Annotated in this window: 22 protein-coding genes; 7 read left to right on the top strand and 15 right to left on the bottom strand. The window is 72.6% G+C overall.

The genetic code is table 11. From position 1 onward, the window contains the following. The first annotated feature begins 31 nt into the window (after nt 1-31). Complete coding sequence (locus tag G011_RS0128515; RefSeq protein WP_019611456.1) at nt 32-601, top strand: nicotinamidase; 570 nt, start codon at nt 32-34, stop codon at nt 599-601. A 58-nt stretch (nt 602-659) separates the two neighbouring features. Here G011_RS0128515 and G011_RS0128510 read toward each other — a convergent pair whose 3' ends face one another. Then, a complete protein-coding gene (locus G011_RS0128510) occupies nt 660-1,667 on the bottom strand; it encodes a tryptophan--tRNA ligase (RefSeq protein WP_019611455.1) in 1,008 nt (335 codons plus the stop codon). Between the two features lie 191 nt (nt 1,668-1,858). Here G011_RS0128510 and G011_RS0128505 point away from each other — a divergent pair, with 191 nt between their 5' ends. Together G011_RS0128505 and G011_RS0128500 are read left to right on the top strand one after the other, a co-directional pair. After that, complete coding sequence (locus G011_RS0128505) at nt 1,859-2,125, top strand: hypothetical protein (RefSeq protein ID WP_155979864.1); 267 nt, start codon at nt 1,859-1,861, stop codon at nt 2,123-2,125. Further along, nucleotides 2,122-2,454 (top strand): type II toxin-antitoxin system PemK/MazF family toxin, encoded by a 333-nt coding sequence (locus G011_RS0128500; protein WP_019611453.1) that lies wholly within the window; start codon nt 2,122-2,124, stop codon nt 2,452-2,454. The genes G011_RS0128505 and G011_RS0128500 overlap by 4 nt, the downstream gene beginning before the upstream one ends. A 12-nt stretch (nt 2,455-2,466) precedes the next feature. Here G011_RS0128500 and G011_RS0128495 read toward each other — a convergent pair whose 3' ends face one another. The 7 genes from G011_RS0128495 to G011_RS0128465 all read right to left on the bottom strand — a co-directional run bounded on the left by G011_RS0128495 (nt 2,467) and on the right by G011_RS0128465 (nt 9,881). Continuing rightward, nucleotides 2,467-3,450: a zinc metalloprotease gene (locus G011_RS0128495; protein WP_019611452.1), complete on the bottom strand. Its 984-nt coding sequence runs from the start codon at nt 3,448-3,450 to the stop codon at nt 2,467-2,469. A 135-nt stretch (nt 3,451-3,585) separates the two neighbouring features. Then, complete coding sequence (locus tag G011_RS0128490) at nt 3,586-5,310, bottom strand: DEAD/DEAH box helicase (protein WP_019611451.1); 1,725 nt, start codon at nt 5,308-5,310, stop codon at nt 3,586-3,588. A 158-nt stretch (nt 5,311-5,468) separates the two neighbouring features. Beyond that, a complete protein-coding gene (locus tag G011_RS0128485) occupies nt 5,469-5,705 on the bottom strand; it encodes a hypothetical protein (protein WP_019611450.1) in 237 nt (78 codons plus the stop codon). A 9-nt stretch (nt 5,706-5,714) separates the two neighbouring features. After that, nucleotides 5,715-6,521 carry a class E sortase gene (locus tag G011_RS0128480; protein WP_036553252.1) on the bottom strand — a complete coding sequence of 269 codons (807 nt, stop codon included), beginning with the start codon at nt 6,519-6,521 and terminating at the stop codon, nt 5,715-5,717. A gap of 41 nt (nt 6,522-6,562) precedes the next feature. Then, nucleotides 6,563-7,444 (bottom strand): heme ABC transporter ATP-binding protein, encoded by an 882-nt coding sequence (locus G011_RS0128475; protein WP_019611448.1) that lies wholly within the window; start codon nt 7,442-7,444, stop codon nt 6,563-6,565. After that, nucleotides 7,441-8,742, bottom strand: a complete 1,302-nt coding sequence (locus G011_RS0128470; RefSeq protein WP_019611447.1) for an iron ABC transporter permease — start codon at nt 8,740-8,742, stop codon at nt 7,441-7,443. The genes G011_RS0128475 and G011_RS0128470 overlap by 4 nt, the downstream gene beginning before the upstream one ends. Next, nucleotides 8,739-9,881, bottom strand: a complete 1,143-nt coding sequence (locus G011_RS0128465) for a hemin ABC transporter substrate-binding protein (protein ID WP_019611446.1) — start codon at nt 9,879-9,881, stop codon at nt 8,739-8,741. Before G011_RS0128465 ends, G011_RS0128470 begins: the two co-directional genes overlap by 4 nt. Before the next feature lie 248 nt (nt 9,882-10,129). Here G011_RS0128465 and G011_RS0128460 point away from each other — a divergent pair, with 248 nt between their 5' ends. Together G011_RS0128460 and G011_RS0128455 are read left to right on the top strand one after the other, a co-directional pair. Next, nucleotides 10,130-11,650: a hypothetical protein gene (locus G011_RS0128460; protein ID WP_020722865.1), complete on the top strand. Its 1,521-nt coding sequence runs from the start codon at nt 10,130-10,132 to the stop codon at nt 11,648-11,650. Nucleotides 11,651-12,077: 427 nt separating this feature from the next. Then, a complete protein-coding gene (locus tag G011_RS0128455; protein ID WP_019611445.1) occupies nt 12,078-13,970 on the top strand; it encodes an HtaA domain-containing protein in 1,893 nt (630 codons plus the stop codon). Between the two features lie 215 nt (nt 13,971-14,185). Here the strand turns inward: G011_RS0128455 and G011_RS0128450 are convergent, their stop codons facing one another. From G011_RS0128450 to G011_RS0128420, 7 genes are all read right to left on the bottom strand, one after another. Then, nucleotides 14,186-14,428, bottom strand: a complete 243-nt coding sequence (locus G011_RS0128450; RefSeq protein WP_019611444.1) for a DUF3039 domain-containing protein — start codon at nt 14,426-14,428, stop codon at nt 14,186-14,188. 63 nt (nt 14,429-14,491) lie between these two features. Continuing rightward, nucleotides 14,492-15,070: a YqgE/AlgH family protein gene (locus tag G011_RS0128445; protein ID WP_013151422.1), complete on the bottom strand. Its 579-nt coding sequence runs from the start codon at nt 15,068-15,070 to the stop codon at nt 14,492-14,494. 52 nt (nt 15,071-15,122) lie between these two features. Next, on the bottom strand, nt 15,123-16,529 hold the full coding sequence (locus G011_RS0128440; RefSeq protein WP_013151421.1) for an NAD-dependent malic enzyme: 1,407 nt from the start codon (nt 16,527-16,529) through the stop codon (nt 15,123-15,125). A gap of 302 nt (nt 16,530-16,831) precedes the next feature. Further along, complete coding sequence (locus tag G011_RS0128435; protein ID WP_019611443.1) at nt 16,832-17,560, bottom strand: AAA family ATPase; 729 nt, start codon at nt 17,558-17,560, stop codon at nt 16,832-16,834. Nucleotides 17,561-17,711: 151 nt separating this feature from the next. Further along, complete coding sequence (locus G011_RS0128430; protein WP_036553250.1) at nt 17,712-18,674, bottom strand: tetratricopeptide repeat protein; 963 nt, start codon at nt 18,672-18,674, stop codon at nt 17,712-17,714. 179 nt (nt 18,675-18,853) lie between these two features. Then, nucleotides 18,854-20,581, bottom strand: a complete 1,728-nt coding sequence (locus G011_RS0128425; RefSeq protein WP_019611441.1) for a methylmalonyl-CoA mutase — start codon at nt 20,579-20,581, stop codon at nt 18,854-18,856. Nucleotides 20,582-20,652: 71 nt separating this feature from the next. After that, nucleotides 20,653-21,174 (bottom strand): MarR family winged helix-turn-helix transcriptional regulator, encoded by a 522-nt coding sequence (locus G011_RS0128420; protein WP_026338755.1) that lies wholly within the window; start codon nt 21,172-21,174, stop codon nt 20,653-20,655. 686 nt (nt 21,175-21,860) lie between these two features. Here G011_RS0128420 and G011_RS0128415 point away from each other — a divergent pair. Further along, nucleotides 21,861-23,540: a glycosyl hydrolase family 18 protein gene (locus G011_RS0128415; RefSeq protein ID WP_019611439.1), complete on the top strand. Its 1,680-nt coding sequence runs from the start codon at nt 21,861-21,863 to the stop codon at nt 23,538-23,540. A gap of 422 nt (nt 23,541-23,962) precedes the next feature. Then, the gene (locus G011_RS0128410) at nt 23,963-25,921 is read left to right on the top strand and encodes a glycosyl hydrolase family 18 protein (protein ID WP_019611438.1); all 1,959 of its coding nucleotides are present in this window, start codon (nt 23,963-23,965) and stop codon (nt 25,919-25,921) included. Nucleotides 25,922-26,864 lie beyond the last annotated feature (943 nt).

Below are 26,864 nucleotides of genomic sequence, written 5' to 3'. Positions count from 1 at the left end.
TGGATCCGACGACGAGGAAAGGGGTGCCGCTGTGAGGGCGCTCATCGTGGTGGACGTGCAGAAGGACTTCTGCGAGGGGGGGAACCTGGGGGTGGCGGGCGGGGCGAGCACCGCGGCCGCCGTCACCGAGTACGCCCGTGCGAGCGACTACGACCACGTGGTGGCCACGCGCGACTTCCACATCGACCCGGGGGAGCACTTCTCGGAGGAGCCCGACTTCGTGGACAGCTGGCCGCGCCACTGCGAGGCGGGCACACCGGGGGTGGAGTTCCATCCCGGCTTCGACGCCTCGCTGGCCGAGGAGGTCTTCGACAAGGGGCACTACACGGCCGCCTACAGCGGTTTCGAGGGCGTGACCGGGGAGGGCGGGGTGACGCTGGGTTCGTGGCTGCGCGAGCGCGGCGTGGACGAGGTGGACGTGGTGGGCATCGCCATGGACCACTGCGTGAAGGCGACCGCCCTGGACGCGGTGGCCGAGGGCCTGCGCACGCGGGTGCTGCTCGGGCTGACCGCCGGGGTGTCGCGCCCGACCGTGGACGCGGCGCTGGAGCGGCTGCGCGAGGCGGGCGTGGAGCTGGAGGGCGAGCCGCTGGTCGGCTGAGGCCTCCTGCGGAGGCCGGGGGCGGCGGGTCAGCGCGCTGACCCGCCGCCCCCGTGTGTCAGACGACGCCGACGGCGGCGCGCACGCGCTCCAGGGTGGCGCGGGCGCGCTCGCGCGCGCGCTCGGACCCGGCCGCCAGGACGGCGTCGATCCGCCCCGGGTCGGCCATCAGCTCCTCGTAGCGCTCCCGTTTGGGGCCCAGCTCGGCGTTGATCGCCTCGAACAGCTCGTTCTTGAGGTCGCCCCAGCCCATGCCGCCCGCCTCCAGGCGCTTGCGCACCTCGGAGACCTTCTGGGCGTCGGCGAAGTGCGTGAGCAGCTGGAAGGGCACCGAGCTGTCGGGGTCCTTGGGGGCCTCGACCGGCGTGGAGTCGGTGGGGATGCGGCGCACGGCCTTCTTGAGCTTGTTCTCCGGCAGGAAGAGCGGGATGTGGTTGTCGTAGGACTTGCTCATCTTGCGGCCGTCGACGCCGGGCAGGATGCTCGCGTCGCTGTCGTCGATGACGCCCTTGGGGACGGGGAAGCTGTAGGACTCGCCGAAGCGGTGGTTGAAGTACCCGGCGATGTCGGCGGTGTACTCGATGTGCTGGGACTGGTCGCGGCCCACGGGGACGTGGGTGCCCTCCATGACGAGGATGTCGGCGGCCATGAGGATGGGGTAGTTGTACAGCCCCATGTTGATCCCGGCGTCCAGGTCGGTGATCCCGGCCTCGTTGTTGCGGTCGCGGGCGGCCTTGTAGGCGTGCGCGCGGTTCATGAGGCCCTTGGGGGTCAGGGCGCTCAGGATGGTGGTGAGCTCGAAGGTCTCGGGCACCCGGGACTGCTGGTAGACGATCGTCCGTTCGGGGTCGAGCCCGCACGCGAGCCAGGTGGCAGCGCCTGACCGGATGCTGTGGCGGAGCTCGTCGGCGTCCTTGATGGTGTTGAGCGCGTGGTAGTCGGCGATGAAGTAGTAGGTGTCGTAGGCCGTGGCCGCGCTCAGGGCGGGCTTGATCGCGCCGATGTAGTTGCCCAGGTGGAAGTCGCCGGTGGGCTTGATCCCGGTCAGGTACGTGTTCGCTGCCATGGGACCAAGCCTAGCGGCGGCCGGGCCCGCGCACGGTCCCGGCCACGCGCCCGGCGAAAGGCGGCCCACGCCCGGGACCGCCGCCGGGCCGGGGGGAGTCGGCGGCGACAGGGCCGCGCGAGGACCGCGGATCGTACCTCGGCAAAGCACAAGGACTACCTAAACAGATACTTCCTGTGCATACTTTGAGTATGAGTTCCATGGATACCACCATCAAGGTGCCCCGCAGGCTGCGGGATCGCATCAGCGCGCGCGCCCAGCGCGAGCACGTCACCCTGGCCACGGCGATCGAACGGGCACTGGACGCCTCGGAGGAGCTGGAGTTCTGGGCGGATGTCCGACGTCACCACCAAGGGCTCTCCGAGGAGGAACGGCGTTCCCACCTGTCCGACCGGACGCTGGGTGACGACCTCACCGACGCCGATGACGACGCCCTGACCGACGAGGGCGCCTGGTGAGGCGCGGTGAGGTCTACATGGCCGATCTGGGCGACCCGATCGGCCACGAACAGGCCCTGCGCAGGCCGGTCCTCGTCGTCAGCGCGCAGCCCTGGCTCGACTCGCGTCCTCCCGTGGTGACGGTCCTGCCGCTGACACGCACCCACAGGCACAGCCCGACGCATGTGGAGATCGAACCGGGGTCCTCAGGCTTGAAGGAGGTCAGTTACGTCAAGTGCGAGGACCTGCGAGCCGTCTCCCCGCTTCGCCTGGAACGCCGCTTCGGCACCGTGGACGAGCTGGTCCTGTTGCGGACCGACACGATCCTGCGCCGGCTCCTGGCCCTGTGAACCGCCGCCGCGTCAGGCGCGGAAGGCCGCCCAGTGCTCGACCATGCGCTCGGCCTGGCCCTTGGTGAAGTGGGTCATGCAGGCGTCGTCGCTGTAGTTCATGAAGTTGGTGACGGGGTCCTCGCCCTCCTGCTCGGGGCAGGTGTCGCGGCCCTCGGGGCAGCCGGAGGCGGCCTCGCGCTCGTAGGCGGTGTCGTCCACGTAGTCGCCGGGCGAGGAGCAGCCGTTCTGGAAGGTGTGGAAGAGCCCGAGCCAGTGGCCCACCTCGTGGGTACCGGTGTGGCCGAGGTTGAACCGGTCGCGGTCGCCGCCGGGCAGGGTGTCGTGGGAGATCACCACGCCGTCCTGTTCGGGCGCGTCCTCGTAGTCCTGGGGGAAGGAGGAGTAGCCGAGCAGGCCGGTGCCCAGGTTCGAGGTGTAGATGTTGAGGGTCGCCGCGTCACCCTGGCGCAGTCTGGCGTGGACGGTGTCGCGGTGCTCGGCGAAGCTGGTGAACCACTCGTCGTTGGTGGTGCGGGTGACCTCGCTGAGCTCGAAGCGGAAGCCGGTGTCGATGGGTTCGGCGTCGCTCGTGCCCCCGGCCCGGGCCGCCTCGGCGGCCCGGGCCGGGTCCGCGGCGGTGTCGCCGCCGTAGGCGGCGTTGAGGACGTCGATCTGCCGCTGGACGCGTTCGTCGCTGACCTCGCCGCGGCCGTCCTCGGCGGAGATGACGTGCACCACGACCGGGACGGTGTGGGGCGGCTGGAGGTCCTGTCCCCGCAGGGGCACGAGTGCCTCCTGGAGCTGCTGTTCGTACAGGGCCGCCTGACGGGGCGTCACCTCGCTGCCGCCGGGGGGCCGACCGGTCGCGTCGGGGTCGGTGACCCTGGCGGCGCCGGGCAGGCAGGGCTCCAGGGCTTCGGACTCCCCCGGCGCCAGCTGGGCGCGCGGGGAGTCGGTCACCACGGTGCCGGGCGCCGTGACCGTGACCATCCCGGCCAGGGCGAACCCGCACATCAGCAGTCCGGTGCAGAGCGCGGCTGAGCCGCCGCGAGGGCTGTGTCCACTCATCTCACACAAGGTAATGAAGCGGACACGAAGGGCTTATGGGACATGCGCGATCTTGCGAAGTGTTTGCCCGTTTCGGGTGGCCTATCGCCCGCCGACGGCCCAGACGCGGATCTTGGCGATCCGTTCGCGGATCTGCGTCGGGGTGGCCTGTGCGACGGGCGGCCCGCCGCAGGCGCGGCGCAGCTCGTTGTGGATCACCCCGTGCGGCTTGCCGGTGCGGTGGTGCCAGGCGCCCACGAGACCGCTCAGCTCGCGGCGCAGGTCGGCTAGGACCTGGTGGGTGGGCCCGTCCTCCTCGGCGGGCTCCTCCACCTTGCGGGCCTTGACCTCGCTCGCCTTGAGGTCGGCCTTGCGCTTGCGCAGGAGCTGGGAGACCTGTTGCGGGTCGAGCAGACCGGGCAGGCCCAGGAAGTCCTCCTCCTCCGTGGAGCCCGGCACGCCGCCGTACTCGGCCCCGTCGTAGAGGGCGCGGTCGAACTCCGCCGCCGACTCCATGGTCTCGAAGGGCAGTTCCTCCCCGGCGTCGGGGGTGTCCCGCTTCTTGTTGGCCTCCCGGAGCAGGTCCTCCTCCGGGTACTCGTCGCCCTCCCCCGGGGTCCGGTCGAGCACGTGGTCGCGCTCGCGCTCCATCTCGCCCGCGTACTCCAGCAGGGTGGGCACGGAGGGCAGGAAGACCGAGGCGACCTCGCCGCGCTGGCGCACGCGCACGAAGCGGCCGATGGCCTGGGCGAAGAACAGCGCGGTGCTGGTGGAGGTGGCGTACACGCCCACCATCAGCCGGGGCACGTCCACCCCCTCGGAGACCATGCGCACCGCGACCATCCAGCGGTCGTCGCCCGCGGCGAACCGGGAGATCTTCTTGGAGGCTCCGGGGTCGTCGGACAGGATGACCGTGGCGCCCTTGCCGGTGATCTGGCGCAGGATGCGCGAGTAGGCGCGGGCGTTCTCGTGGTCGCTGGCGATGACCAGGGCCCCCGCGTCGGGGTGGGTCTTGCGGACCTCGGTCAGGCGGCGGTCGGCGGCCTGGAGTACGCGCTTGATCCAGTCGCCCTTGGGGTCCAGCGCGGCCCGCCACGCCTGGGAGAGCGCGTCCTGGGTGAGGGGTTCGCCCAGCCTGGCGGCGAGCTCGTCGCCCGCGCGGGTGCGCCAGCGCATCTCGCCGGAGTAGGCCATGAAGATGACGGGGCGCACGACCCCGTCGGCCAGGGCGGGCCCGTACCCGTAGCTGTAGTCCCAGGAGCAGCGGCGCACCCCGGCGCCGTCCTGGACGTAGTCGACGAAGGGGATGGGGTTGATGTCGGACCGAAAGGGGGTTCCGGTCAGGGAGAGGCGGCGCCCCGCCGGGTCGAAGGCCTCGCGGGCCGCGTCGCCCCAGGACAGGGCGTCCCCGGCGTGGTGGACCTCGTCGAAGATGACGAGGGTCTTGCGCGCCTCGGTCCGGTTGCGGTGCAGCATCGGGTGGGCGGCGACCTGGGCGTAGGTGACGGCCGCGCCGACGTACTGGCGGCCCAGGGCGCCCTGACCGTTGCGGAACTCAGGGTCGATGGCGATGCCGAACCGGGCGGCCGCCTCGGCCCACTGCTTCTTGAGGTGGTCGGTGGGGCACACGATGGTGATGGCGCGCACCGTGTGCCGTTGGAGGAGTTCGCTGGCCAGGGTGAGGGCGAAGGTGGTCTTGCCCGCACCGGGGGTGGCCACTGCGAGGAAGTCCCGCGGTTCCCGGCGGAAGTACTCCTCGAACGCCTCCCGCTGCCATGCGCGGAGGCCTCTGAGCCGGTCCTCCGTCGTGGTCTGCGTCACCGTCATGCTGCGAATCGTCCCCCGTTACTCACCCCCATGAGGTTAGCGGGCGCCGTGGACCGTTCCGGGAGGCAGGCCAGTGGCGCCGCGCACACGGCGTGTCCCGACCGCCCGGAAGGCCGCCGGTCCCCGCCGGTCGCCTCGTCGTCCACCATCGTCCCGGATTACCCGGAGACCCCGTCCGTCCCCGCCTCCCCGCCGGAACCGCCCCCGGACTCCGCGCCGCTCCCGGTCTGGGCTCCCTCCACGTCGACGGCGCCGTCGTTGAAGGGCATGTGCGGCGAGATCGCCGGGAAGGCGAAGAACCACAGCAGCAGAGCGGCGCCCACCACCAGTCCGAGCGCCATGATGAGCTTGGCGATCCACGGACCGGGCAGGACACGCCAGATCAGACCGTACATTCGCGTTCCTTACTCGCTGGCCTGGGGAGCCATGTGCGCGATCGAGTCGGGCATCCCCTCGGACTTGGGCGTGGTCTCCACCAGCTCCGCCCAGACGATGAGGCGGTGCGTGTTGTTCAGCTTGGGCGCGCACGTGGTGAGGGTGAGCAGGGACCTGCCCGGCTCCTCGTCGGTGGCCTCGTCGAACGGGTCCGGCTCGATCACCCACACGTCGGTGGGCAGGACCGTCTCGTCGCGGAAGACCTCGTAGGTGTAGAAGTTCTCCCCGTCCTCCAGCACCATGACGTCGCCGTTCCGGAGCAGGTCCAGGTCCCAGAACAGGCCGGGGGTGCGGTGGGCGGCCACGGCGTAGTTGCCCTCGCCGCCGGGAGAGCTGGGGTACTCGGTGTAGTGGCCGGGGCTGTAGCGGATGTCCTCCTGCGTGGTGCCGTTGACCACCACCCAGTCCAGGTCCAGGCTCGGCACGTACAGGCGGCTGTCGGCGCTGCCCGGCAGGGGTTCGGAGTCCGGACCGGCCTCCGCGGCCGCCTGTTCGGCGGACCAGGCCTCCTCCAGCCCCTGGGCCAGGCCCTGCTGTTCGCGGTCGGTCTCCCACTGGGAGCCGTACACCTCGTATCCGGCGTAGAAGAGCATGAGCAGACCGGCGGTCAGCATGATCTCGCCGAAGAACCGGACGATGCCGCGCACGACGTCGCCGGGGGTGGCCCTGGGCTTGGGGCGACGGCGCCGTCGGCCGCCGGAGGCCCGACGTCCACGCCCCTCCCCGCGTCCGGGCCGGGGACCCTCGTGGAACTGCCGTTCAGTTGTGGACACCAATACGACCTACTCCTGTGGACGCTTCCGTGTGCACCCGTCCCCTATCTGAGGGGGACGACCAGCGGGACTCCGGTACGCGGGTGCGGTAGGACTTCGACCTCGTGCTGGTAGACGGAGCTGAGCAGCGACGCGGTGAACACGTCGGCGGGGGAGCCCTGCGCGGCGACCCGTCCTCGGGAGAGTATCGCCACACGATGGGCGTAGGCTGCCGCAAGCCCCAAATCGTGCAGGACCACGATAACCGCACCGCCGCGCTCCGCGAGTTGGGAAGCCAGATCCAGTACGAGTTCCTGGTGCCGGATGTCCAGGGCGGCGGTCGGCTCGTCCAGCAGGAGCAGCTGGGTGTCCTGGGCCATAACGCGGGCGAGCATCACCCGCGCGCGCTCACCCCCCGACAGGGTCGGGAAGCGCCGTTCGGCCAGGTCGGACACGCCCGTGCCCTCCATCGCGGCGGCGGTGAGGGCCTCGTCCTCGGCCGCGGCGGCCAGCCCCGCCCAGGGGGCGCGGCCCATGGACACGATGTCGGCGACGGGGAACGGAAAACTGACCGCCGCCTCCTGGGGCAGGACCGCGCGGCGCAGCGCCAGCTCGGGGGGCGTCCAGTCGGCGAGCGGGCGGCCGTGGAGGCGGACGGTCCCGGTGTCGACCTCCCCCCGGCCGGGCGCCCCGGTGACGTCCCCGGACAGGGCGGCGAGCAGCGTGGACTTGCCCGCCCCGTTGGGCCCGACCAGGGCCAGCAGCTCCCCGGCCCGCACGGTGAGGCCGACCCCGTCGAGCAGGGCGCGGCCGCCCCGGCGGACGGTGACGCCCTCGGCCCGGAGTATCTCCTCTCCGGGTGGAACCGGGGCGGGGCGCGCGGGCGGTCGGTACAGCGGGGAGGCCGCGGCGGCGACCCGCCGCCGCAGTCGGACGAGGGCGCTCACGACCAGCCTCCTTGCCGGGCACGGGTGCGGTACAGCAGGTAGAAGAAGAACGGCCCGCCCAGGGCCGCGGTGACCACGCCCAGGGGGATCTCGGCGGGGGCGGCGACGGTGCGGGCGAGCAGGTCGGCGGCGAGCAGGAGCAGGCCGCCGCCCAGGGCGCTGGCGGGCAGCAGGACCCGGTGCCCGGGGCCGGTGACCATGCGGATGATGTGCGGGACGACCAGGCCCACGAAGGAGACGATCCCGGCGAAGGCGACGGCGGCCGAGGTCAGCAGGGCCATGGCGCAGATGAGGACCAGGCGGGTGCGCTCCACGTCCACGCCCAGGTGGCGGGCGGGCCCCTCGCCGAGGGCGAGCAGGTCCAGGCGGCGCGCGTGGAAGGGGATGACCGACAGCCCGAGCAGCAGGCACGGGGCGATGGCGGCGACCTTGGCCCAGGTGGCGGTGGAGACGCTGCCGAGCTGCCAGAAGGTGATGGTCTGGATCTCGGCGTCCTGGGAGAAGTTGGTCATCAGGCCGATGGCCGCACCGGCGATCGCGTTGACGGCGATACCGGTGAGCAGCAGGGTGACGACCTCGGTGCGTCCGCGCGAGCGCGCGAACACGTACACGAACAGGGTGGTGGCCAGGCCGAACACGAAGGAGGAGGCGATGATCGTCCAGTGGCCGAGAACGGTCAGGCCGGTGAAGATGACGGCGATAGCGCCGACGGCCGCACCGGAGGAGACGCCGATGACGCCGGGTTCGGCCAGGGGGTTGCCGAAGACGCCCTGCATCATGGCGCCCGCCGCGCCCAGGGCGGCGCCGACCATGACGGCCAGGACGACGCGGGGCAGGCGCACGTCCCACAGGACGGTGTGGCCGATCCGGTCGGGCGGGGTGCCCGCCTCCAGACCGAGGGCGTGCAGGAGGGAGGCGGCGACCTGCCCGGGCGGAATGGGGTAGGCCCCGGCCCCGGCGGCGACGACCGCGACCGCGACGAGGCCGCCGGTGAGCGAGGCGAGCAGGAGCGCGGCGCGCAGGCGGCGCAGGGCACGCCGGTCCCGCGGGGCGGCTGGTGCGGTCGTGGCTTTCGAGGCGGCCGGTGCGGTTGTGGGAACGACTGCTTCGGAAGGGACCTTCGGGGTGGCCGGAGCGAACGATGTGCCTGACGGGACTGCGGGAGGAACGGGTTCGCGGGTGCTGGTTCCGCCCTGCTCGGGGGAGGGCGTGCCGGTGGCCGCCCGAACAGACCCTTCGGGGAGGCCCTGGGCGTCGTCGTCCGCGACGTCGTCCGCGGGCCTGCGGGGAGCGGTCACCGTTCCCCCTCCCCCGCGCTGACGGCGGCGAGTTCGTCGGCGAGGGCCGCGACGACCTGCGGGGTTCGGGGTCCGAAGTTGAGCAGGACGCCGTCCTCGAAGTCGACGACGGCGCGCGCGGCGCCGGCCGGGGTCTGGGCGACGCCGGGGATCTGGACGAGCCCCTCGATCCCGCCGACCGACTCCAGTCCCTTGGTCATCACCAGGAGCACGTCGGGCTGGGCGGCGATGAGGGCCTCGGTGGTGATGGGGGTGAAGGGTGTGGTCAGGCCCATCTCGACCCCGGCGTCGCGGGCGCCGATCTCGGCCAGCATGGCGTCGGCGCCCGAGCCGGGTCCGCCCAGGAGGTAGACCCCGGCGGTGCCGCGCAGGTAGAGGAAGGCGACGAGGGGGTCGCCGCTGACCGCGGTGGAGTCGGCCCGGACCTCGGCCATCTGCCCGCGCGTGCGTTCGGCCAGGGCCGTGCCGCTGGCCGGGACGCCGAGGGCCTCGGCCACGCGCTCGAAGCGCGGGTACATGTCGTCGATGGACCAGGCCTCCTCCACGATGACGACGGGGACGCCGGAGCTCTGGATCTGCTCGATGGCCTCGGGCGGCCCGGTCTGGGTGTCGGCGAGGACGACCGTGGGCTCCAGGGACAGCACGCTCTCGGCGGAGACCTCGTGCGCCTCGCTGACCGTGGGCAGGTGGGCGGCCTCCTCGAAGGTGGCGCCGACGTCGCGGCCGACGACGTTGTCGCCCAGGCCCAGGGTGAAGACGATCTCGGCGAGGCTGCCGGTGAGCGGGAGGACGCGGCTGGCGTCGGTGACCTCGACCTGCTCGTACTCCAGGGGGTCGGAGCTGGTGCGGTAGGGGTCCAGGACCACCGAGTCGACGGTCACGGGCAGCTCGGGCGCCGCGGGTTCCTCCAGGATCTGGAGGCGGTTCTCGGCGAGGTCGGGGATGCCGGGCGCGTCGCCGGAGGCCGCGGGGTCCCCGCCTCCGGAGGCGCCGCCGGTGCACCCGGTCAGGGCGAGCACGAGCGCGCAGGCGGCGGCGAGGACGCGGGGAGCGGCGGGGCGGACGCGGAGGGCGGCGGGCCGGGGGCCGGTGGGGCGGGAGCGTTCGCGCGGAAGGGGCCGGGGGACGGTCTGGGGCATGGCGGTCGCTTTCGGGGTTCCGTGTGCCGGGGGCACGGGCGCTGTCGCCGGGAGAGCGGGATGCGACAACGCTTTTTATGACACCTCGTCATCATCTTGACAAGCCCGATGGTTCGGTGTTCAACTGTTCCGGCGCGAACTTCAGGTTAGGTAAGGCTCACTTCGCAAAGGTAAGCATAACCTCACCGAAGTTCTCCTCACGCGGGTGGTGGACCCCGACCGAACCCGCACGAATGCGAAGGCCCCCGATGCAAGCAGCGCTTTCCCTCCGCCCGAGGAACGGGCGGCGCCGCGGGCTCGTCCCGCCCCTGGTCCTCACCGCCGCGCTGGTGCTGTCCGCCCCGGCGGCGGCACTCGCCCAGCCCGTCCCCGCCCCCTCCCCCGGCCAGAGCCCCGGTCAGGATCCCGTCCGTCCACGCGTCACCACCGTGGACCGGACCCGGGGCCTCGACCCCGGGCGCGACACCGTCACCGTCTCCGGGATCGGACACGAACCCGGTTCCCTGCTGGAGGCCGCCACCTGGGCCGTCCCGGACGCGGAGGACGGCGGGGGCGAACCGGTCGCCGACAACGCGAACGCGGTGACCGTCGAGGTCGACGAGCGCGGCACCTTCAGCCTCGGCCTGGCCACCGGTACCGGGTTCGCCGCCGACGCCGGCCTGGACGCCTCCGACACCCCCTTCGAGGTGCGCCTGGTGGAGGTCGGCACCGGGACGGGAGGCGAGGACACCGCCGAGGGCGCTCCCCCGACCCCGGAGGCCGACGCGGACGCGGAGTCCTCCGAGGAGGACCGCGCCACCGCGGAAACGGCCGACGCGGCCGACGCGGACCCGGCGGGGGCGGCCGTCGGCGCCCGGGGCGGGGACACCGCCCGGCGGGCTCCGGAGGTCCTCGCCGGACCGGGCAGGAGCGCCCCGGTGACCCTGTTCTCGGCGCCGGCCCCCGACGCGGTCGTGGGTCGGGTCCCGGTGGCCTTCTCGGCCCCCGCCCCGCGGACCGAGCCCGGGACGAGCCCGCAGAGCCGACCGCAGTCCGCCGTGCTCGCGGCCCCCGTGCCCCGCGAGCCGGGCGACCCGACCCTGAGCGTCTCCAAGACCAGCGGACTCGACCCCGAGGGCGAGACCGTCACGGTCACCGGCTCCGGATACGACACCGCCAAGGGGATCTACGTGGCCCTGTGCGACACCAGCGGCGCCGGTCCCGACCGGGCGCCCAGCCCCTGCGTCGGCGGCGTGGACATGGAGGGGTCGAGCGGCGCCTCGGTCTGGGTCTCCAGCAACCCGCCGCCCTACGGGGAGGGGCTGGCCGTCCCCTACACCGGCGGCGGTACCGACGGCGGGTTCAGCGTCGAGCTGAGGGTCAGGGCCAGCGACGAGAACACCGACTGCACCGACCCCGCAACCGAGTGCGCGGTGGTCACGCGCAACGACCACACCCGCTCCAGCGACCGCGGCCAGGACGTGTTCGTCCCCGTCTCCTTCGGCGACGGCTCCGGAACCGGCGGGGGCTCCGGCGGCTCAGGAGGCTCCGGGGACTCGGGAGGCAGCGGATCCGGCGGCGGCTCGGGCAGCGGATCCGGCAGTGGTTCGGGCGGTACCGGTGACGCCGGAACCGGCGGGGGCTCAGGCAGCGGTTCCGGCCCCCTGCCCCGCACCGGCAGCGCGCTGTACGGCCTGGTCCTGGCCGCCGCGGTCGCCGTCCTGACCGGCGCGGCGGCACTGGTCGCCACCCACCGCCGGGCCCGGGGAGCCCCCACGGACACGGCCTGACGCCGGGGCCCCGACGGACTCCTCCGTCCGGGCTCCCGTGGGAGCCGCTCTGAAGGCCGCCTCGGCGAACCCCTCCCGGCCCCGCCCACAGCGGCCCTTCCAGGGAGACCCCCTCCGGAGAGGACCCGTCCGGGAAGCCGCCTCCCGAAGGACTCCTCCTGGAGGCCCCTGGAAGGGCTCCTTCCGAGGCCCTTCCGCCGACCGCCGCTTCCCCCGACCACCGTGCCCGCCCGTCCCCCGGCGGGCACGGCGGGAACCCGCGGCGGTGTGCCGAACCCCCGTTCGGCACACCGCCGCGGCGCCCCACCCACCCCCCTCGCCCCAGGCGCACCCCACCGCGCCCGCTCCGCAGGGATCCGCCGCACCACAGGTCCCGGCAGTCGCCGGGGACCGACCACCACCATCCCCCTCACGGATTGGACCGACGATGACCACCACCCCGACCCGAGGGAGCACGGCACCGGGCGGACTCCGCCGGGCGCTGCGCCTCCTCACCGCCTACGCGGGCGCGGCCGCCCTGGGCGGCGCGTTCGCCGTGGCCGCCGCCCCGGCCGCCTCGGCCGACGAGGTGCTTCCCCTCACCGGGGGCTCCGCATCCTGGGGCGTGAAGGAGTCCTTCCGCAACTACGTGGGCAGCCCGATCGCGCACGGCGGCTACGAGGCCTCCGACGGGGCGACCCTCCTGGCCGACGGCACCGTCGACTTCCCCACCGCCGGGGGCACGGTCTCCAAGGAGGACGCCTCCGGTGACGTGGGCTTCTCCGGGACGGTCGTCTTCAGCGGCCACGACTACGGCCAGGGCCCGGTTCTGGAGGTGCGCGTCTCCGACCCCCGCGTGGTGTTCGAGGGCGACACCGCCACGGTCTTCGCCGACGTCACCAGCCGCGAGTTCGGCGGGGCCAACCCCAACCTGCCCCCGGGCGACCTGGTCGAGTACGGCGAGGTCGCGGTCACCGAGCTGACCGGCGCCGAGGTGGCCGTGGAGGGCGAGGAGATCACCTTCACCTCCACGGCGGGCGCGCTGCACCCCGACGCGGTGGAGCCGTTCGCGGGCTTCTACGCCGCGGGCGCCCCGATGGACCCGTTCTCCTTCACCGCCGGGATCGACGACGTCACCGACCCGGGCGGCCCCGGTGAGCCGGTGCACGACCCGCACGTCACGGTGGCCCCGGCCAGCGACCTGGACCCCGCGGGCGACACCGTCACCGTCGAGGGCACGGGCTTCCGCCCCGGCCAGGGCGTCTACGCGGCCCTGACCGCCGCCCCGCAGTCCGCCGACTCCTACCCGGCCCACCACACCGGCGCTGTGTGGCTGCGCGGGGCCAACGCCCCCGGCGAGGACGGCTCCTTCAGCGCCGAACTCCGGGTGACCGGCTCCTACGAGACGGACGGCACCGTCCACGACTGCGCGCGGACGCAGTGCTACGTGGCGGTGTTCAACGACCACACCGACATCGCCAACCGCGACCAGGACGTGTGGACGCCGGTCTCCTTCACCGCCGTGGAGGAGCCCACCGAGGAGCCCACGGACCCGACCGACCCGACCGAGGAGCCGACCGACCCCGCCGAGGGTCCGCTCACCGTCCACAACGGCCGCGCGGACTGGGGCGTCAAGGAGTCCTTCCGCGACTACATCACCGGCAACATCGCCCGGGGCGAGATCACCCCGAGCGACGGCGCCAGCGAGAACGAGGACGGGACCTTCGCGTTCACCGACGGCAGCGGTGAGGTGGACCTGTCCGCGTCCACCGCCGACATCGCGTTCGAGGGCACCGTGCTCTTCGAGGGCCACGTCCACGACGGCGCCGACCCGCTGCTGAGCATGACGGTCAGCGACCCGCGCGTGACGATCGACGGCGCGGCGGGCGTGCTGTACGCCGACGTGACCAGCAAGCCTCTGAGCGGGGAGGGACCGGTCACGTACGAGGACGTGGCGCTGGCCGACCTGGACCTGACCGGGGTGGACTACACGCTGGAGGAGGGCCTCCTGAGCTGGGACCCGATCCCCGCGACCCTGACCGCCGAGGGCGTGCCCGCGTTCGCGGACTTCTACGCCGCTGGGGAGCAGCTGGACCCGGTCTCGCTGACCGTGAGCGTGGACGAGGAGGTCCGGGTTCCGGGCGGGGGCGGAGACGGAGGCCCCACGCCCGGCCCCGGTGACGGAGACGGCGGCGGCACTCCGGGCCTGCCCAACACCGGTGTCGCCCTGGCCGGTCTGCTGACCGCGGCCGCGGTGGCCGTCGGCGCGGGCGGCGCGGCGGTGTACGCGGCCCGCAGGCGCGGTCCCTCCCCCGACGGGGACGAGGAGTCCGCGGTCTAGGACCGCCTGACCGGCATTCCCGCGCGCCCGCGCGGGACGGGGTCCCCGGGGCCCCGCCACGGGACCGGTCGGCCCCGGGCGATCACGAGGCCTTGGCACACGCCGTGTGTCAAGGCCTTCGTCGTGCCCGCCGCGCGCGGTGCCCGGGCACGGCGGGGTCCGCGCCGGACACGCGGCCGCTTCCTCGGAAGCCGCCGGCCGTCCGAGCGGGAGGGCTACTTCATCATCTCCTCGTAGACCTTCTTGCACTCGGGGCACACGGGGAACTTCTTGGGATCGCGGTTGGGCACCCACACCTTGCCGCACAGGGCGATCACGGGGTCGCCGGTCACGGCGCTCGCGGTGATCTTGTCCTTCTGCACGTAGTGGGCGAACCGCTCCCGGTCCCCGCCGTCGTGGGAGATGTCCGGTTTGGTCTCGCTGTCCGGGAGGACCTTGTTGAGGATGTCCATCGCCATCGTGCCTCACACCTTTCGACGTCTGCGTTCCACGGTATAGGGTGCCGCGCCCCGCCCGGCTGCTCAGTTCATGGCGGGGTCGTCGGGGAAGGTGGACAGGAGCGCCATCTCCCCGCCCTGGCGGCGCAGCACCCGCGACCACAGCCCCTCGGGCGCGGTGGTGAAGACGTCGTCGGCGACCGCGTCGACGACGTACCAGGCCCCCTCCTCGATCTCCCCGGCCAGCTGGCCCGCGCTCCACCCCGCGTAGCCCGCGAAGAGGCGGAACGCGCCGAGCGCCCCGCCGAGCACCTGGGCGGGGCCGTCGAGGTCGACCACGCCGATCCCGTCCAGGCCCAGGTGCGGGTCCAGGCCCTCCAGCGGGGACCAGCCGGGAGGGGGCTCACCGGGCCCTGCCGCCCCCAGGGCGATGCCGGAACCCAGGCCCACGGGACCCCCGGAGAACATCACCGCCGGTTCGCTGGCGTAGGCGCCCCAGTCGGTGACGACCTCGTCCACCGCCATACCCAGGGGGCGGTTGAGGATCACCCCCAGGGTGCCGTCGGCGGCGTCGTCCACGACGAACACCACCGAGCGGCGGAAGGAGTCCTCCTGGAGCATGGGGGCGGCCACCAGGAGGCGCCCGGTCATCGGCTGGTCCATGCCCTCCCACCTACCCCGGAACGACGGGCGGACCGCCGGTGTTTCCGGGCCGTTATGCCTGTGCGGCCGCCTGGCCGCGCTGGGCGACCTCGCGCACGGCCGTGGCCACGTGCGTGGACAGGTCGGAGTGGAACACGCTGGGGATGATGTAGTTGGGGCCCAGCTCGTCCTCGGTGACGACGTCGGCCAGGGCCTCCGCCGCGGCGACCATCATGTCCGAGGTGACGTCGTGGCTCTGGGCGTCCAGCAGGCCGCGGAAGAAGCCGGGGAAGACCAGCACGTTGTTGATCTGGTTGGGGTAGTCGCTGCGGCCGGTGGCCACCACGGAGGCGTGCAGGTGGGCCACGTCCGGGTCGACCTCGGGGTCGGGGTTGGCCAGCGCGAAGATGATGGCGTCCTCGTTCATCTCGGCGATGTCGTCGCCGTTGAGGAGGTTGGGGGCCGAGACGCCGATGAAGACGTCCGCCCCGGCCACGGCGCCGCGCAGGTCGCCGCTGTAGCCCTCGGGGTTGGTGTGCTCCGCGATCCACCGCAGGTTGGGGTCGAGGTCCTCGCGCCCGGCGTGCACGGCGCCGTGCACGTCGCTGACGATGACGTCGCGCGCCCCGGCGTGCATGAGGAGCTTGAGGATCGCGGTTCCGGCCGCGCCCGCGCCGGACATGGCGATGCGGACCTCGCCGAGCTTCTTGCCCACCACGCGCAGCGCGTTGCGCAGGGCGGCGAGCACGACGATGGCGGTGCCGTGCTGGTCGTCGTGGAAGACGGGGATGTCGAGCAGCTCGCGCAGGCGGGCCTCGACCTCGAAGCAGCGGGGGGCGGAGATGTCCTCCAGGTTGATGCCGCCGAACCCGGGGGCCAGCACCTGCACGGTGCGCACGATCTCGTCCACGTCCTGGGTGTCCAGGGCGATGGGCCAGGCGTCGATGTCGGCGAAGCGTTTGAAAAGGGCGGCCTTGCCCTCCATGACGGGCATGGCGGCCTCGGGGCCGATGTTGCCCAGGCCCAGGACCGCGGAGCCGTCGGTGACCACGGCGACGCTGTTGCGCTTGATGGTCAGGCGCCGGGCGTCGTCCTTGTTGGCGGCGATGGCCTGGGAGACGCGGGCGACGCCGGGGGTGTAGGCCATGGAGAGCTCGTCGCGGTTGCGCAGCGGCACCTTGGACTTCATCTCGATCTTGCCGCCCAGGTGCATGAGGAAGGTGCGGTCGCTGACCTTGTGCACGACCACGCCCTCGACGGCGCCCAGGGCGTCGACGATGGCCTGGGCGTGCTCGGTGTCGCGGGCGGCGCAGGTGACGTCGATGCGGATGCGCTCGTGTCCGGCGGCGGCCACGTCCAGCGCGGTGATCATGCCGCCCACCTGCTCGACGGCGTTGGTGAGACTGCCGACCGCACTGCCCCCAGCGTCCAGTTCGAGGCGGACGGTGATGGAGTAGGAAACGCTGGGAAGGGTGGCCACGTGTTGCTCCTTGGCTCTGGCTGGTGTGGTGCGTCCGGGGCGCCCCGCCGGGGCGCTCGCCGGTGCACGGCGCCGCCTGCGCGCGTGCGCGGGATGGGGGGTGCCGTGTGTCCTGTGGGCACGGTGCTCGCGCACCGCCACTCGGACCCCGGTTCCGGGCGGGGGCTGACCCGTGCCCGAGTCGCCTTACCTTACCTGAGTCAAGCCCCAACCGTCAGCACAAGGTGACAATTACCGCGCTGGTAAAAAATCGCATAAATTACGCCACCGCACGGGTGTCGCGGCGGACAACGCGCGGCGGCTCAGGCGCCCCCGGAGGGGACGGTCGCGCGGTCTCGGGCGGCTCGCACGACGAGGTCCACGCAGGCCTCCAGCGACAGCGACACCGCGTCCAGGACCAGGTGGTAGTGGCGGGGGTCGGCGGGGTCGGCGCGGTAGAAGCGCCGCACGTAGGCCGCCCGGGCGCGGTCGTTGTCGTCGAGCAGGCGCGCGTTGGGCGGCTCGTCGGATTCGGTGCCCGTCCACTCGCCGTGGTCGCCGGACTCCCACAGCCCGCGCGCCCGGCGCAGGCGCGCGTCGGGGTCGCCGTCCAGGCGCACGTGCAGGGCGCCGGGGCAGTCGCGCAGGACCACGGCCCCGGCGCGGCCGAGGACGACGCCGCCCTGCCGGGCCACCTCGCCCAGGACCCGTTCGGTCTGCTCCACGAACTCGTGGTCGTAGAGGAGGCGGCCCTCCTCGTCGGTGCTGCCGATGAGGGCGGTGTCCACGCTGCCGAGGGTGACGGTGGGCAGGCGCGCGGCGCTGGAGAGCAGGCGTTCGAGCCTGCCGGGAGCGCGGTCGTCGCGTTGGAGCGCCTCGTCGAGCGAGCAACCGATGCGGGCGGCCACCGCGCTGGGCACGGCCCGGTCGAGGAAGGCCACGCCGAGCCGGGCGGCGACGGCGGGGCCCACCGCGCTGCCTCCCGCGCCGTAGGTGGCCGAGATCGTGACCAGGGGTCCGCCGCGTCTGTCGGGGGTGTCGTCGGTAGCCATGGGGTGAACCTGCCAGTTCCGCGACGGGCGGTGGGCCCGTCTCCTGACGGGGTTGTACCCGCTGTGCGCGGGTTATGTCCCGCGGTCGGCGCGGCCGGCCCGTGGCCGACGGGAAAGCCGTGGTCGGCGGCCTGCCCGCCGACCACGGCTCCTAGAACAGCGCGGAGGTGAGCTTGCGGCGGGCGGCGTTGACCCGCGGGTCGCCCGGGGGCAGCAGCTCGAACAGGCCCAGCAGGTGGGTGCGCGCCCTGTCGCGGTCCTCGTCGGCGGTGATCCTGACCGTGTCGACGAGGCGGGCGAAGGCGTCCTCGAACCTGCCGCCGTACATCTCGACGTCGGCCGCGGTGGTCTGGGCGGCGACGTCCTCGGGCCGGTCGGCCGCGGCCTGGAGGGCGGCGCCCGCGTCCACTTCCTGGAGGCGGCCGACCAGCCGGACCTGGGCGAGTTTGGCCCTGGACTCGGTGTCGCCGGAGTCGGCCTCCACGGCCTTGGCGTAGACGGCCGCTGCGGCCTCGAAGTCGCCGCGGTCCAGGGCCTCCTGGGCCTCGATGTCCACGGGACGGCCCTGGGGCTCCTCGGGCTGGGCCGCCTGCGCGCCCTGGGCGCCCTCGGCGCCGGGCTCACCGGTGATGGTGCCGGGGTGGCCCGGGGGCAGCGCGCCCTGTTCCTTGAGGGCGGCGAACGCCTCGACCAGCCAGGCGGTGAGCTGCTCCTCGGTGGCCGGGCCCGCCGGGCCGGGCAGGAGCTGGCCCTGGATCACCACGACGATCATCGGGGTGGTGGGCACCCGCAGGGCCTGGACCAGCTGCGGGCTGGCCTCGCTGTCGACCTTGGCCAGGAACCAGGTGCCGCCGGAGGCCGCGGAGATCTTGTCCAGGGCGTCCTCGACCTGCTTGGACTGCTCGGACCAGCCCGCGAGGACGGCCAGCACGACCGGGGTCGACATCGACCGCTCCAGGACCTGGGCCTGGAAGGTGGCCTCGTCGACGTTGACGGCGTAGGGGTTGGATCGACCCGCCGACTCCGCCGCGCGCTGTTTGGCCTCGCGTTCCATGGCCGCCTTGCGCGCGCCGAGGTCCACGGCACTGTTCGGTGAAAAGTCCGAAGGCTGCATGCCTCCATCCTGCCGTATGCGCGGGCGGGACGTGGACCGCCTGTGGACGAGTCGGTCCGGACGCGCACGGGTCCCGCTTCCCCGCGTCGCGGGGCGGCCGCGGGCGGAAGGGCCGGGGGAACCGCTCGGGTGTCCCTGGGGTGTATGAACGGGCGGTACCCCCGGGCGCCTCGGACGGGTCAGAACCGCGGGTCCTCGGTGTAGGTCCCGAACTCCTCCCCCATGGTCGCGCAGATCTCGCCGAGCGTGGCCTCGGCGCGGGCCGCGTCCATGATCAGCGGGATGAGGTTGCCCCCGCCGGAGCGCACTCCCGCCAGCAGGGCGGCCAGGGCGCGGTCCACGGCGGCGCCGTCGCGGGCGGCGCGGCGCTCGGCGAGCGCGCGCTTCTGCTCGTGCTCGACCTCGTGGCTGATCCGGAGGATGTCCAGTTCGCCGGAGACGGTGTTGGTGTGGCAGTTGACGCCCACGATCCTCTTGTCGCCCTTCTCCAGTGCCTGCTGGTACTGGAAGGCGGACTCGGCGATCTCGGAGCTGAAGTAGCCGTTCTCGATCCCGGCGAGGATGCCGGAGGTCATCGGGCCGATCGCGTGCTCGGCGCCCTCGCCCCCGCCCATGCGCAGGACGTGCGCGAAGATCCGCTCCGCCTCGGCCTCCAGCTCGTCGGTGAGTGACTCCAGGTACCAGGATCCGCCGAGCGGGTCGGCGACGTTGACGATCCCGGTCTCCTCCATGAGGACCTGCTGGGTGCGCAGGGCGATCTCGGCGGACTGCTCGGTCGGCAGCGCCAGGGTCTCGTCCAGGGCGTTGGTGTGCAGCGAGTTCGTACCGCCCAGGACCGCCGAGAGCGCCTCCACGGCGGTGCGCACGACGTTGTTGTAGGGCTGCTGGGCGGTCAGGGAGACCCCCGCGGTCTGGGTGTGGAACCGCAGCCACTGCGCCTTCTCGGTCTTGGCGCCGTAGACGTCCCGGAGCCAGCGCGCCCAGATGCGGCGGGCGGCGCGGAACTTGGCGATCTCCTCGAAGAAGTCGATGTGCGCGTCGAAGAAGAAGGACAGCCCCGGCGCGAAGGTGTCGACGTCCAGCCCGCGGGAGAGGCCGAGTTCGACGTAGCCGAAGCCGTCGGCGAGGGTGAAGGCGAGCTCCTGGGCGGCCGTGGCCCCGGCCTCGCGGATGTGGTAACCCGACACCGACAGCGGCTTGTACGCGGGGATGTCGGCCGCGCAGTACTCCATGAGGTCGCCGATCAGCCGCAGCTGCGGCTCCGGCGGGTAGAGCCACTCCTTCTGGGCGATGTACTCCTTGAAGATGTCGGTCTGGAGCGTGCCGTTGAGGGTGCGGATGTCCACCCCCTGGCGCTCGGCCGCCACCAGGTACATGCAGAAGGCCGGGACGGCCGGACCGCTGATGGTCATGGAGGTGGTGGTCTCGCCGAGCGGGATCCCGTCGAAGAGCAGGTCCATGTCGGCGACGGAGTCGATGGCCACGCCGCAGTGGCCGACCTCGCCCAGCGCGTGGGGGGAGTCGGAGTCGTGGCCCATGAGGGTGGGCATGTCGAAGGCGACCGAGAGCCCGCCCCCGCCCGAGGCCAGGATCATCTTGTAGCGCTCGTTGGTCTGGCGCGCGTTGCCGAACCCGGCGAACTGGCGGATGGTCCACGCCCGTCCCCGGTAGCCGGTGGCGTGGAGGCCGCGGGTGTAGGGGTACTCCCCCGGCCAGCCGATGCGCTCGAAACCGGGGACCTCGGCGCCGGGACGGGGACCGTAGACGGGTTCCAGGGTGCGCCCGGACAGGGAGGTGAAGTCGGCGTCGCGTGTGCGCGCCGAGTCGTAGCGGCGCTGCCAGCGCTCGCGTCCGGCCTCGATCTCCTGGGCCCCGCCGCCGCTGGGACCGCTCGTGGTGTTCGCCATACCGAGATAGTAGGACGTCCAACTAATGATGTACAGGGAGGGCGCCCGCGGCCCCGGGGCGCGGCGGGCGGTCAGCGGCCCTCGGCGGCCTCCGCGACGGGCTCGGGGAAGTCGCCGAAGTCCACCCTGAGCCGGGTGAACATCTCGTGCATGCGCCACAGCTCCTCGTCGGAGTAGCAGCCCAGGCCGAAGTCCATGGACAGCAGCGCCCCGGTCGCCTCCTCGGTGACCCGGCGCCCGGAGTCGGTGATCTCGGCCAGCACGCCGCGACCGTCGCTCGGGTTGGGGCGGCGGCGCACGAAGCCCTGCCCCTCCAACCGGTCGATGGTGTTGGTGACGCTGGTCGGGTGCACCATGAGACGCTCACCGATCTTGCCCAGGGGCAGCGAGCCGGAACCGCTGAAGGTGAGCAGGACGAGCGCCTCGTAGCGGGCGAAGGTCAGGCCGAACGGCTTGAGGGCGCCGTCCAGCTCCCCGATCAGGATCTGCTGCGCGCGCATGACCGAGGTGACCGCCGCCATGGCGGGCGAGGGCCCCCATCTGCGCGTCCAGTTGTCGTGTGCCCGCTCGATCGGGTCGAACGGAAGATTCAACGGGTTACCCACGGGTTCACTCTAGTCAGCGGTGGGGGCGCGCCCGCCTGACCGGAAGGGGGCGCGCCCCCGCTCCCGCGCGGCCCGGCCGCCGGGCGCCGCGCCGGGCACGTCCCGGGCCTACACGCAGGTCGACCGAAGTGGCGGAACCGGCACTCCGAGTCGGGTGTGACATGGGGGCTGCACGGGGCCGGGAGGGACCCCGGAACGAGAAATACGCAGAGCGCTTAACAGCGGACGAGAAAGAAGGCAAGACTTTTCCGTGGCCACAAAGGGACAGGTTCCGCGCTCGGAACTGGTCCACCCCGCCAACTCGGCAAATCCACCGGTCCTCCGGCGAAGGGCGCGCGGAGCCCACCGCCGCGCACGCGGGGGAGAGCGGAGAGTCCCCGCTGGGTCTTGACGGAGCGCGGAATTATTAGTTAAGTTTCCTAAAAATTTATCCCCCCACGTCAGAGGCTCAAGGTGACGACCTGTCCTCACTTGGCCCGTGGACCACCCCCTGGGAGGCCGCCGAACCCCGCTGACGGACCGCGGTTCTCCCCGCGATCCCCCGCACACGACCGCAGCCCATCCCCTCCGCTTCGAGAGCAGGGGCCATCCGCTTTGAGAGCGGGGTCATCCGCTCCAGGAGCACGGTCGTCCGTCCTCCCGACCCCCGCCCCCGCACCAGGAGATGCCACGACGTGAGAGCACGACGTTTCAGTACCCGCCTCGCGGCCGCCGCGGCCGCCGTGCTGCTCGCCCCGCTCGCGGTGACCGCGGTCCCCGCCGCGGCCGCCGAGGAGACCGGCCCCGCCGACCTCACGGTGACCTACACGGAATCGGCCCGGTGGAACACCGGCTACACCGGCCAGATCACCGTCCACAACGCCTCGGACGCCCCCGTCGAGGACTGGGCCGTCGAGTTCTCGCTCCCCGACGGCAGCCGCATCCACGAACTGTGGAACGCCACACTCGCGGGCACCCCCGGCGGCTACACGATCACCCCGCCGCACTGGGGCGCCAGCGTTCCGGCGGGCGGCAGCTACTCCTTCGGCTTCAACGGGCTGCACTCCGACGGCGCCACCGACCTCGTGGACTGCCTGGTCAACGGCTCCCCCTGCGCCGGGGACGACGGGAGCGGCCCCTCCCACGACAGCTACAGCGTCGCCTACTACACCCAGTGGAGCGCCGGGGAGCGCGACTACCACGTCCGCGACCTGGTCGACAGCGACAGCGCGGAGAAGCTCACGCACATCAACTACGCGTTCGGCAACGTCACCGCCGAGGGCGTGTGCGCCACGGGCGACGGGACCAGCCAGGAGGGCGCCGTCGCCGACTACGCGCACCCCGTGCCCGCCGCGGAGAGCGTCGACGGGACCGCCGACGACCCCGACCAGGAGCTGCGCGGCAACTTCAACCAGCTGCGCGAGCTCAAGGAGATGTACCCCGACCTCAAGGTCAACATCTCCCTCGGCGGCTGGGAGTGGTCCCGGTACTTCTCCGACGCGGCGCTGACCGAGGAGTCCCGCGAGAGGCTGGTCAGCTCCTGCGTCGACCTGTACCTGCGGGGCGACCTGCCCGAGGTCGACGGCGCGGGCGGCGAGGGCGCCGCCTACGGGGTCTTCGACGGCATCGACCTGGACTGGGAGTGGCCCGGCTCCGACGGCCACCCGCACAACACCGTCCGCCCCGAGGACAAGGAGAACTTCACCGCCCTGGTGCAGGAGTTCCGCGACCAGCTGGACGCGCTCGGCGAGGAGACCGACCGCCACTACGAGCTGACCGCGTTCATGCCCGCCGGAGGCTGGCGCCTGGACGCCGGGTACGAGCTGGACGAGCTCATGACCGACTTCGACTTCGTCACGGTGCAGGGCTACGACTACCACGGCACCTGGGAGAGCACGACCAACCACCAGTCCAACCTGGTCGTGGACGCCCGCGACCCCCAGCCGGTGATCTCCACCGAGCTCATCGTCCAAGCCTACCTGGACCGGGGCGTGGACCCCGGCAAGCTCGTCCTGGGCGTGCCCTTCTACGGACAGGGGTGGACGGGCGTGGAACCCGGCCCCGACGGCGACGGCCTCTTCCAGCCCGCGACGGGCCCCGCGCAGGGGACGTACGCGGCGGGCACCGAGGACTGGAAGGTCCTGGAGGAGAAGGTCGAGTCCGGTGAGTTCGAGGTCTTCCGCAACGACGGAGCCGGTACCGCCTGGATCTACGACGGCCAGACGCTCTGGAACTACGACGACGAGACCGCCATGACGCAGAAGACCGACTGGGCCCAGGACAAGGGCCTCGGCGGGGTCATGATCTGGTCCATCGACGGCGACGACGCCGAGGGCAGTCTCATGGCCGCCATCGACACGGCGCTGAGCGACTAGGAGCCGTCCGCTCCCGCCGCGACCGCGCGCCCTCCTGGCGGCGCGGGAGCGGCGGGGACGGGCTCCGCGCGGCCCGGGCACCCGGAACGCGCCCCCGCGACCGCAGCCGACAGACTTCCGGTCCGGCGACCCCGGACCGGGACCGAGCGGCGTCGGTGCTCTGATCCGGGGAGCACCGCCGCCACGGCCGGTGCGGACCGATGTGCGACGGTCCGCACCGGCCCCCCACACCGCCCTCCCCCTTCCTCCCCCAGGTCGGAGGCCCGCCATGCCCCTGCCGCGCACACGCCACCTCTCACGCGCGCCGCCGAGCCCACCACCGGTCAGCTCGCGACACCGCACTCCCTGGGCGCACACCCCGCAGCCCTCCGCCCCCGCGGCGGAAGGCCAACCCCCACACCGCTCACGCACCAGGAGCAACCGTGAGAGCACGACTTCGCCAACGAATCGCGGCACTGGCCGCCGCGGTCGTCCTACCCCTCGCACTGGCACCCGTCCCGGCCGCGTCGGCCGACACCGCGGGCGTCACCGTCACCTACGTGGAAACCAGTCGCTGGGAGACCGGCTACGGCGGGCAGCTGACCATCGCCAACGGCTCGGGTTCGGCGCTGACCGACTGGAGCATCGGCTTCCGGCTCCCGTCCGGCACCGCGATCACCAGCCTGTGGAACGCCACCCTCAGCCGCTCCAGCGACGCCTACACCGTCACCCCTCCCTCGTGGGGCGCCTCCGTCCCCGCGGGCGGCAGCTACTCCATCGGGTTCAACGGCACCCACGGCGGCGGTGACACCGCTCCCGTGGACTGCACGGTCAACGGCGGCAGCTGTTCGGGCGAGCCCGGCGAGGAGGACACCGAGCCGCCCACCGCGCCGACCGGCCTGACCGTCACCGGCACCACCTCGACCACCGTGGCCCTGGCATGGGGCGCCGCGGACGACAACGCCGGGGTCGCGGGCTACGAGGTCCTCTCCGGCGGCGAGGTCGTCCGCGCGGTCACCGGCACCACCGCCACCGTCACCGGGCTGGCGCCCCAGACCGAGCACACGTTCACCGTGCGCGCCTACGACACCTCCAACAACAGGGGTCCCGAGAGCGGCGCCGTCACCGCCACCACCGACGCGGACGGCGGCGGCCCCACCGACCCGCCCCAGGAGCGCCGGGTCGCCTACTTCACCCAGTGGGGCATCTACGGCCGTGACTACCTGGTGAACGACCTGGTCACCTCGGGCACCGCCGAGAAGCTCACCCACATCAACTACGCCTTCGGCAACATCAACGCGAACGGCGAGTGCTTCATGGCCAACCAGCTCGGCCAGGGCGACGCCTGGGCCGACTACGGCCGCTCCTTCGGGGCCGCCGACAGCGTCGACGGGGTCGGCGACACGTGGGACCAGGACCTGCGCGGCAACTTCAACCAGCTGCGCGAGCTCAAGGAGATGTACCCCGACCTCAAGGTCAACATCTCCCTGGGCGGCTGGACCTGGTCCGAGCACTTCTCCGACGCGGCCCTGACCGCCGAGTCGCGTGAGCGCATGGTCTCCTCGTGCATCGACCAGTTCCTGCGCGGCAACCTGCCCGTGTTCGACGGCGCGGGCGGCCCCGGCTCCGCCTACGGGGTCTTCGACGGCATCGACCTGGACTGGGAGTGGCCGGGATCGGCGGGCCACGAGCACAACACCGTCCGCCCCGAGGACAAGGAGAACTTCACCGCCCTGGTGCAGGAGTTCCGCGACCAGCTGGACGCGCTGGAGGCCGAGACGAGCCGCCAGTACGAGCTGACCGCGTTCCTGCCCGCAGACCCGGAGAAGATCGAGCTCGGCTTCGAGATGCCGCAGCTCATGACCGACTTCGACTTCATCACGGTGCAGGGCTACGACTACCACGGCGGCTGGGAGACCACCGCCAACCACCAGTCCAACCTGCTCCTGGACCCGGCCGACCCCGGCCCGGACCTGTACTCCACCGAGACCACGGTCCAGGCCTACCTCGACCGCGGCGTCGACCCCGCCGACATGGTTCTCGGCGTGCCGTTCTACGGCCGCGGCTGGACCGGCGTGGAGCCCGGTCCGAACGGCGACGGTCTCTTCCAGAGCGCTACCGGTCCCGCCCCCGGTAGCTACGAGGCGGGGATCGACGACTGGAAGGTCCTGAAGGACCTCGTGGGCACCGGTGGCTACGAGCTGTACCGCGACGACGCGCTGGGCACCGCCTGGCTGTACAACGGCAGCACCTTCTGGACCTACGACGACGAGATCTCCATGACCCAGAAGACCGACTGGGCGCAGGCCCAGGGCCTGGGTGGCGTCATGATCTGGTCCGTTGACGGCGACGACGCCAACGGCAGCCTCATGAACGCCATCGACACGGCGCTGGCCGGGTAGTCGGCTTCCGGTCCGGCACACGCCGGGCTGGAGGCAGGCTCATTGGAAACGGGCCTGGCCGGAAGTAGGCCGGTGCGGACCGTCGCGATCCGTACCGGCCGCTTCTGTGTCGGGCTCTCCCAGAGGACCCTTGCTCCGGACGGACAGACGGAGGGGGAGAGGGAGGGAGGGGTTGGCGATGGTGAGAGCGCACCAGCTGCCGCGTAGTGGTGCGGGAAGGCGGCCAACGGTTGGCCCTCGGGGGCAGTGGGGCTCTGCTGCGGTGGCAGCGAAGGCGGCGGGTGTCTGGGGGCGCCGATCAACGACCTGGTTGCGGGTGGTGGCCGGAGGTAGCGTCGCCAGCTGCCGCATAGTGGTGGGGGAGGGTGCCCAACGCTTGCTGTTCGCGCGTGGTGGGGCTTTGCTGCGTTGGCAGCGAAGGCGGCGGGTGTCCGGGGACTCCGTTTAACGCTCCACCTGCGGGTGGTGGCCGGAGGTAGCGTCGCCAGCTGCCGCATAGTGGTGGGGGAGGGTGCCCAACGCTTGCTGTTCGCGCGTGGTGGGGCTTTGCTGCGTTGGCAGCGAAGGCGGCGGGTGTCCGGGGACTCCGTTTAACGCTCCACCTGCGGGTGGTGGCCGGAGGTAGCGTCGCCAGCTGCCGCGAAGTGGTGCGGGAGGGCGGCCAACGGCCGGGGTTCGGGGGCAGCTGAGCTTTGCTGCGTTGGCACCAAAGGCGAGCGGGCCCTCCGGCCTCGGGCAGCGGTGCTGGCCCCCGGGGTGGGGGTGGGCGACGGTGGCAGCGACGACGGTGGGTGCGGGGCCCGGGCCGATTGCCGGATGCGGGCATGCCGGACACGGGCATTCCGGCTCCCGGCGCGGTCGGGGGTCATTTTCGGGGTGGTGGATCCGGATCCCTGCCGGGCGGGTGGTCTCCTCCCCGCCGCCGTCCCCGTCCTTGCCCTTG

Origin of the sequence: Nocardiopsis sp. CNS-639, assembly GCF_000381685.1 — a bacterium.
Lineage (GTDB): Bacteria > Actinomycetota > Actinomycetes > Streptosporangiales > Streptosporangiaceae > Nocardiopsis > Nocardiopsis dassonvillei.
The sequence above is the reverse complement of the archived record's forward strand: the minus strand, read 5'-3'. Positions and strand labels throughout refer to the sequence as shown.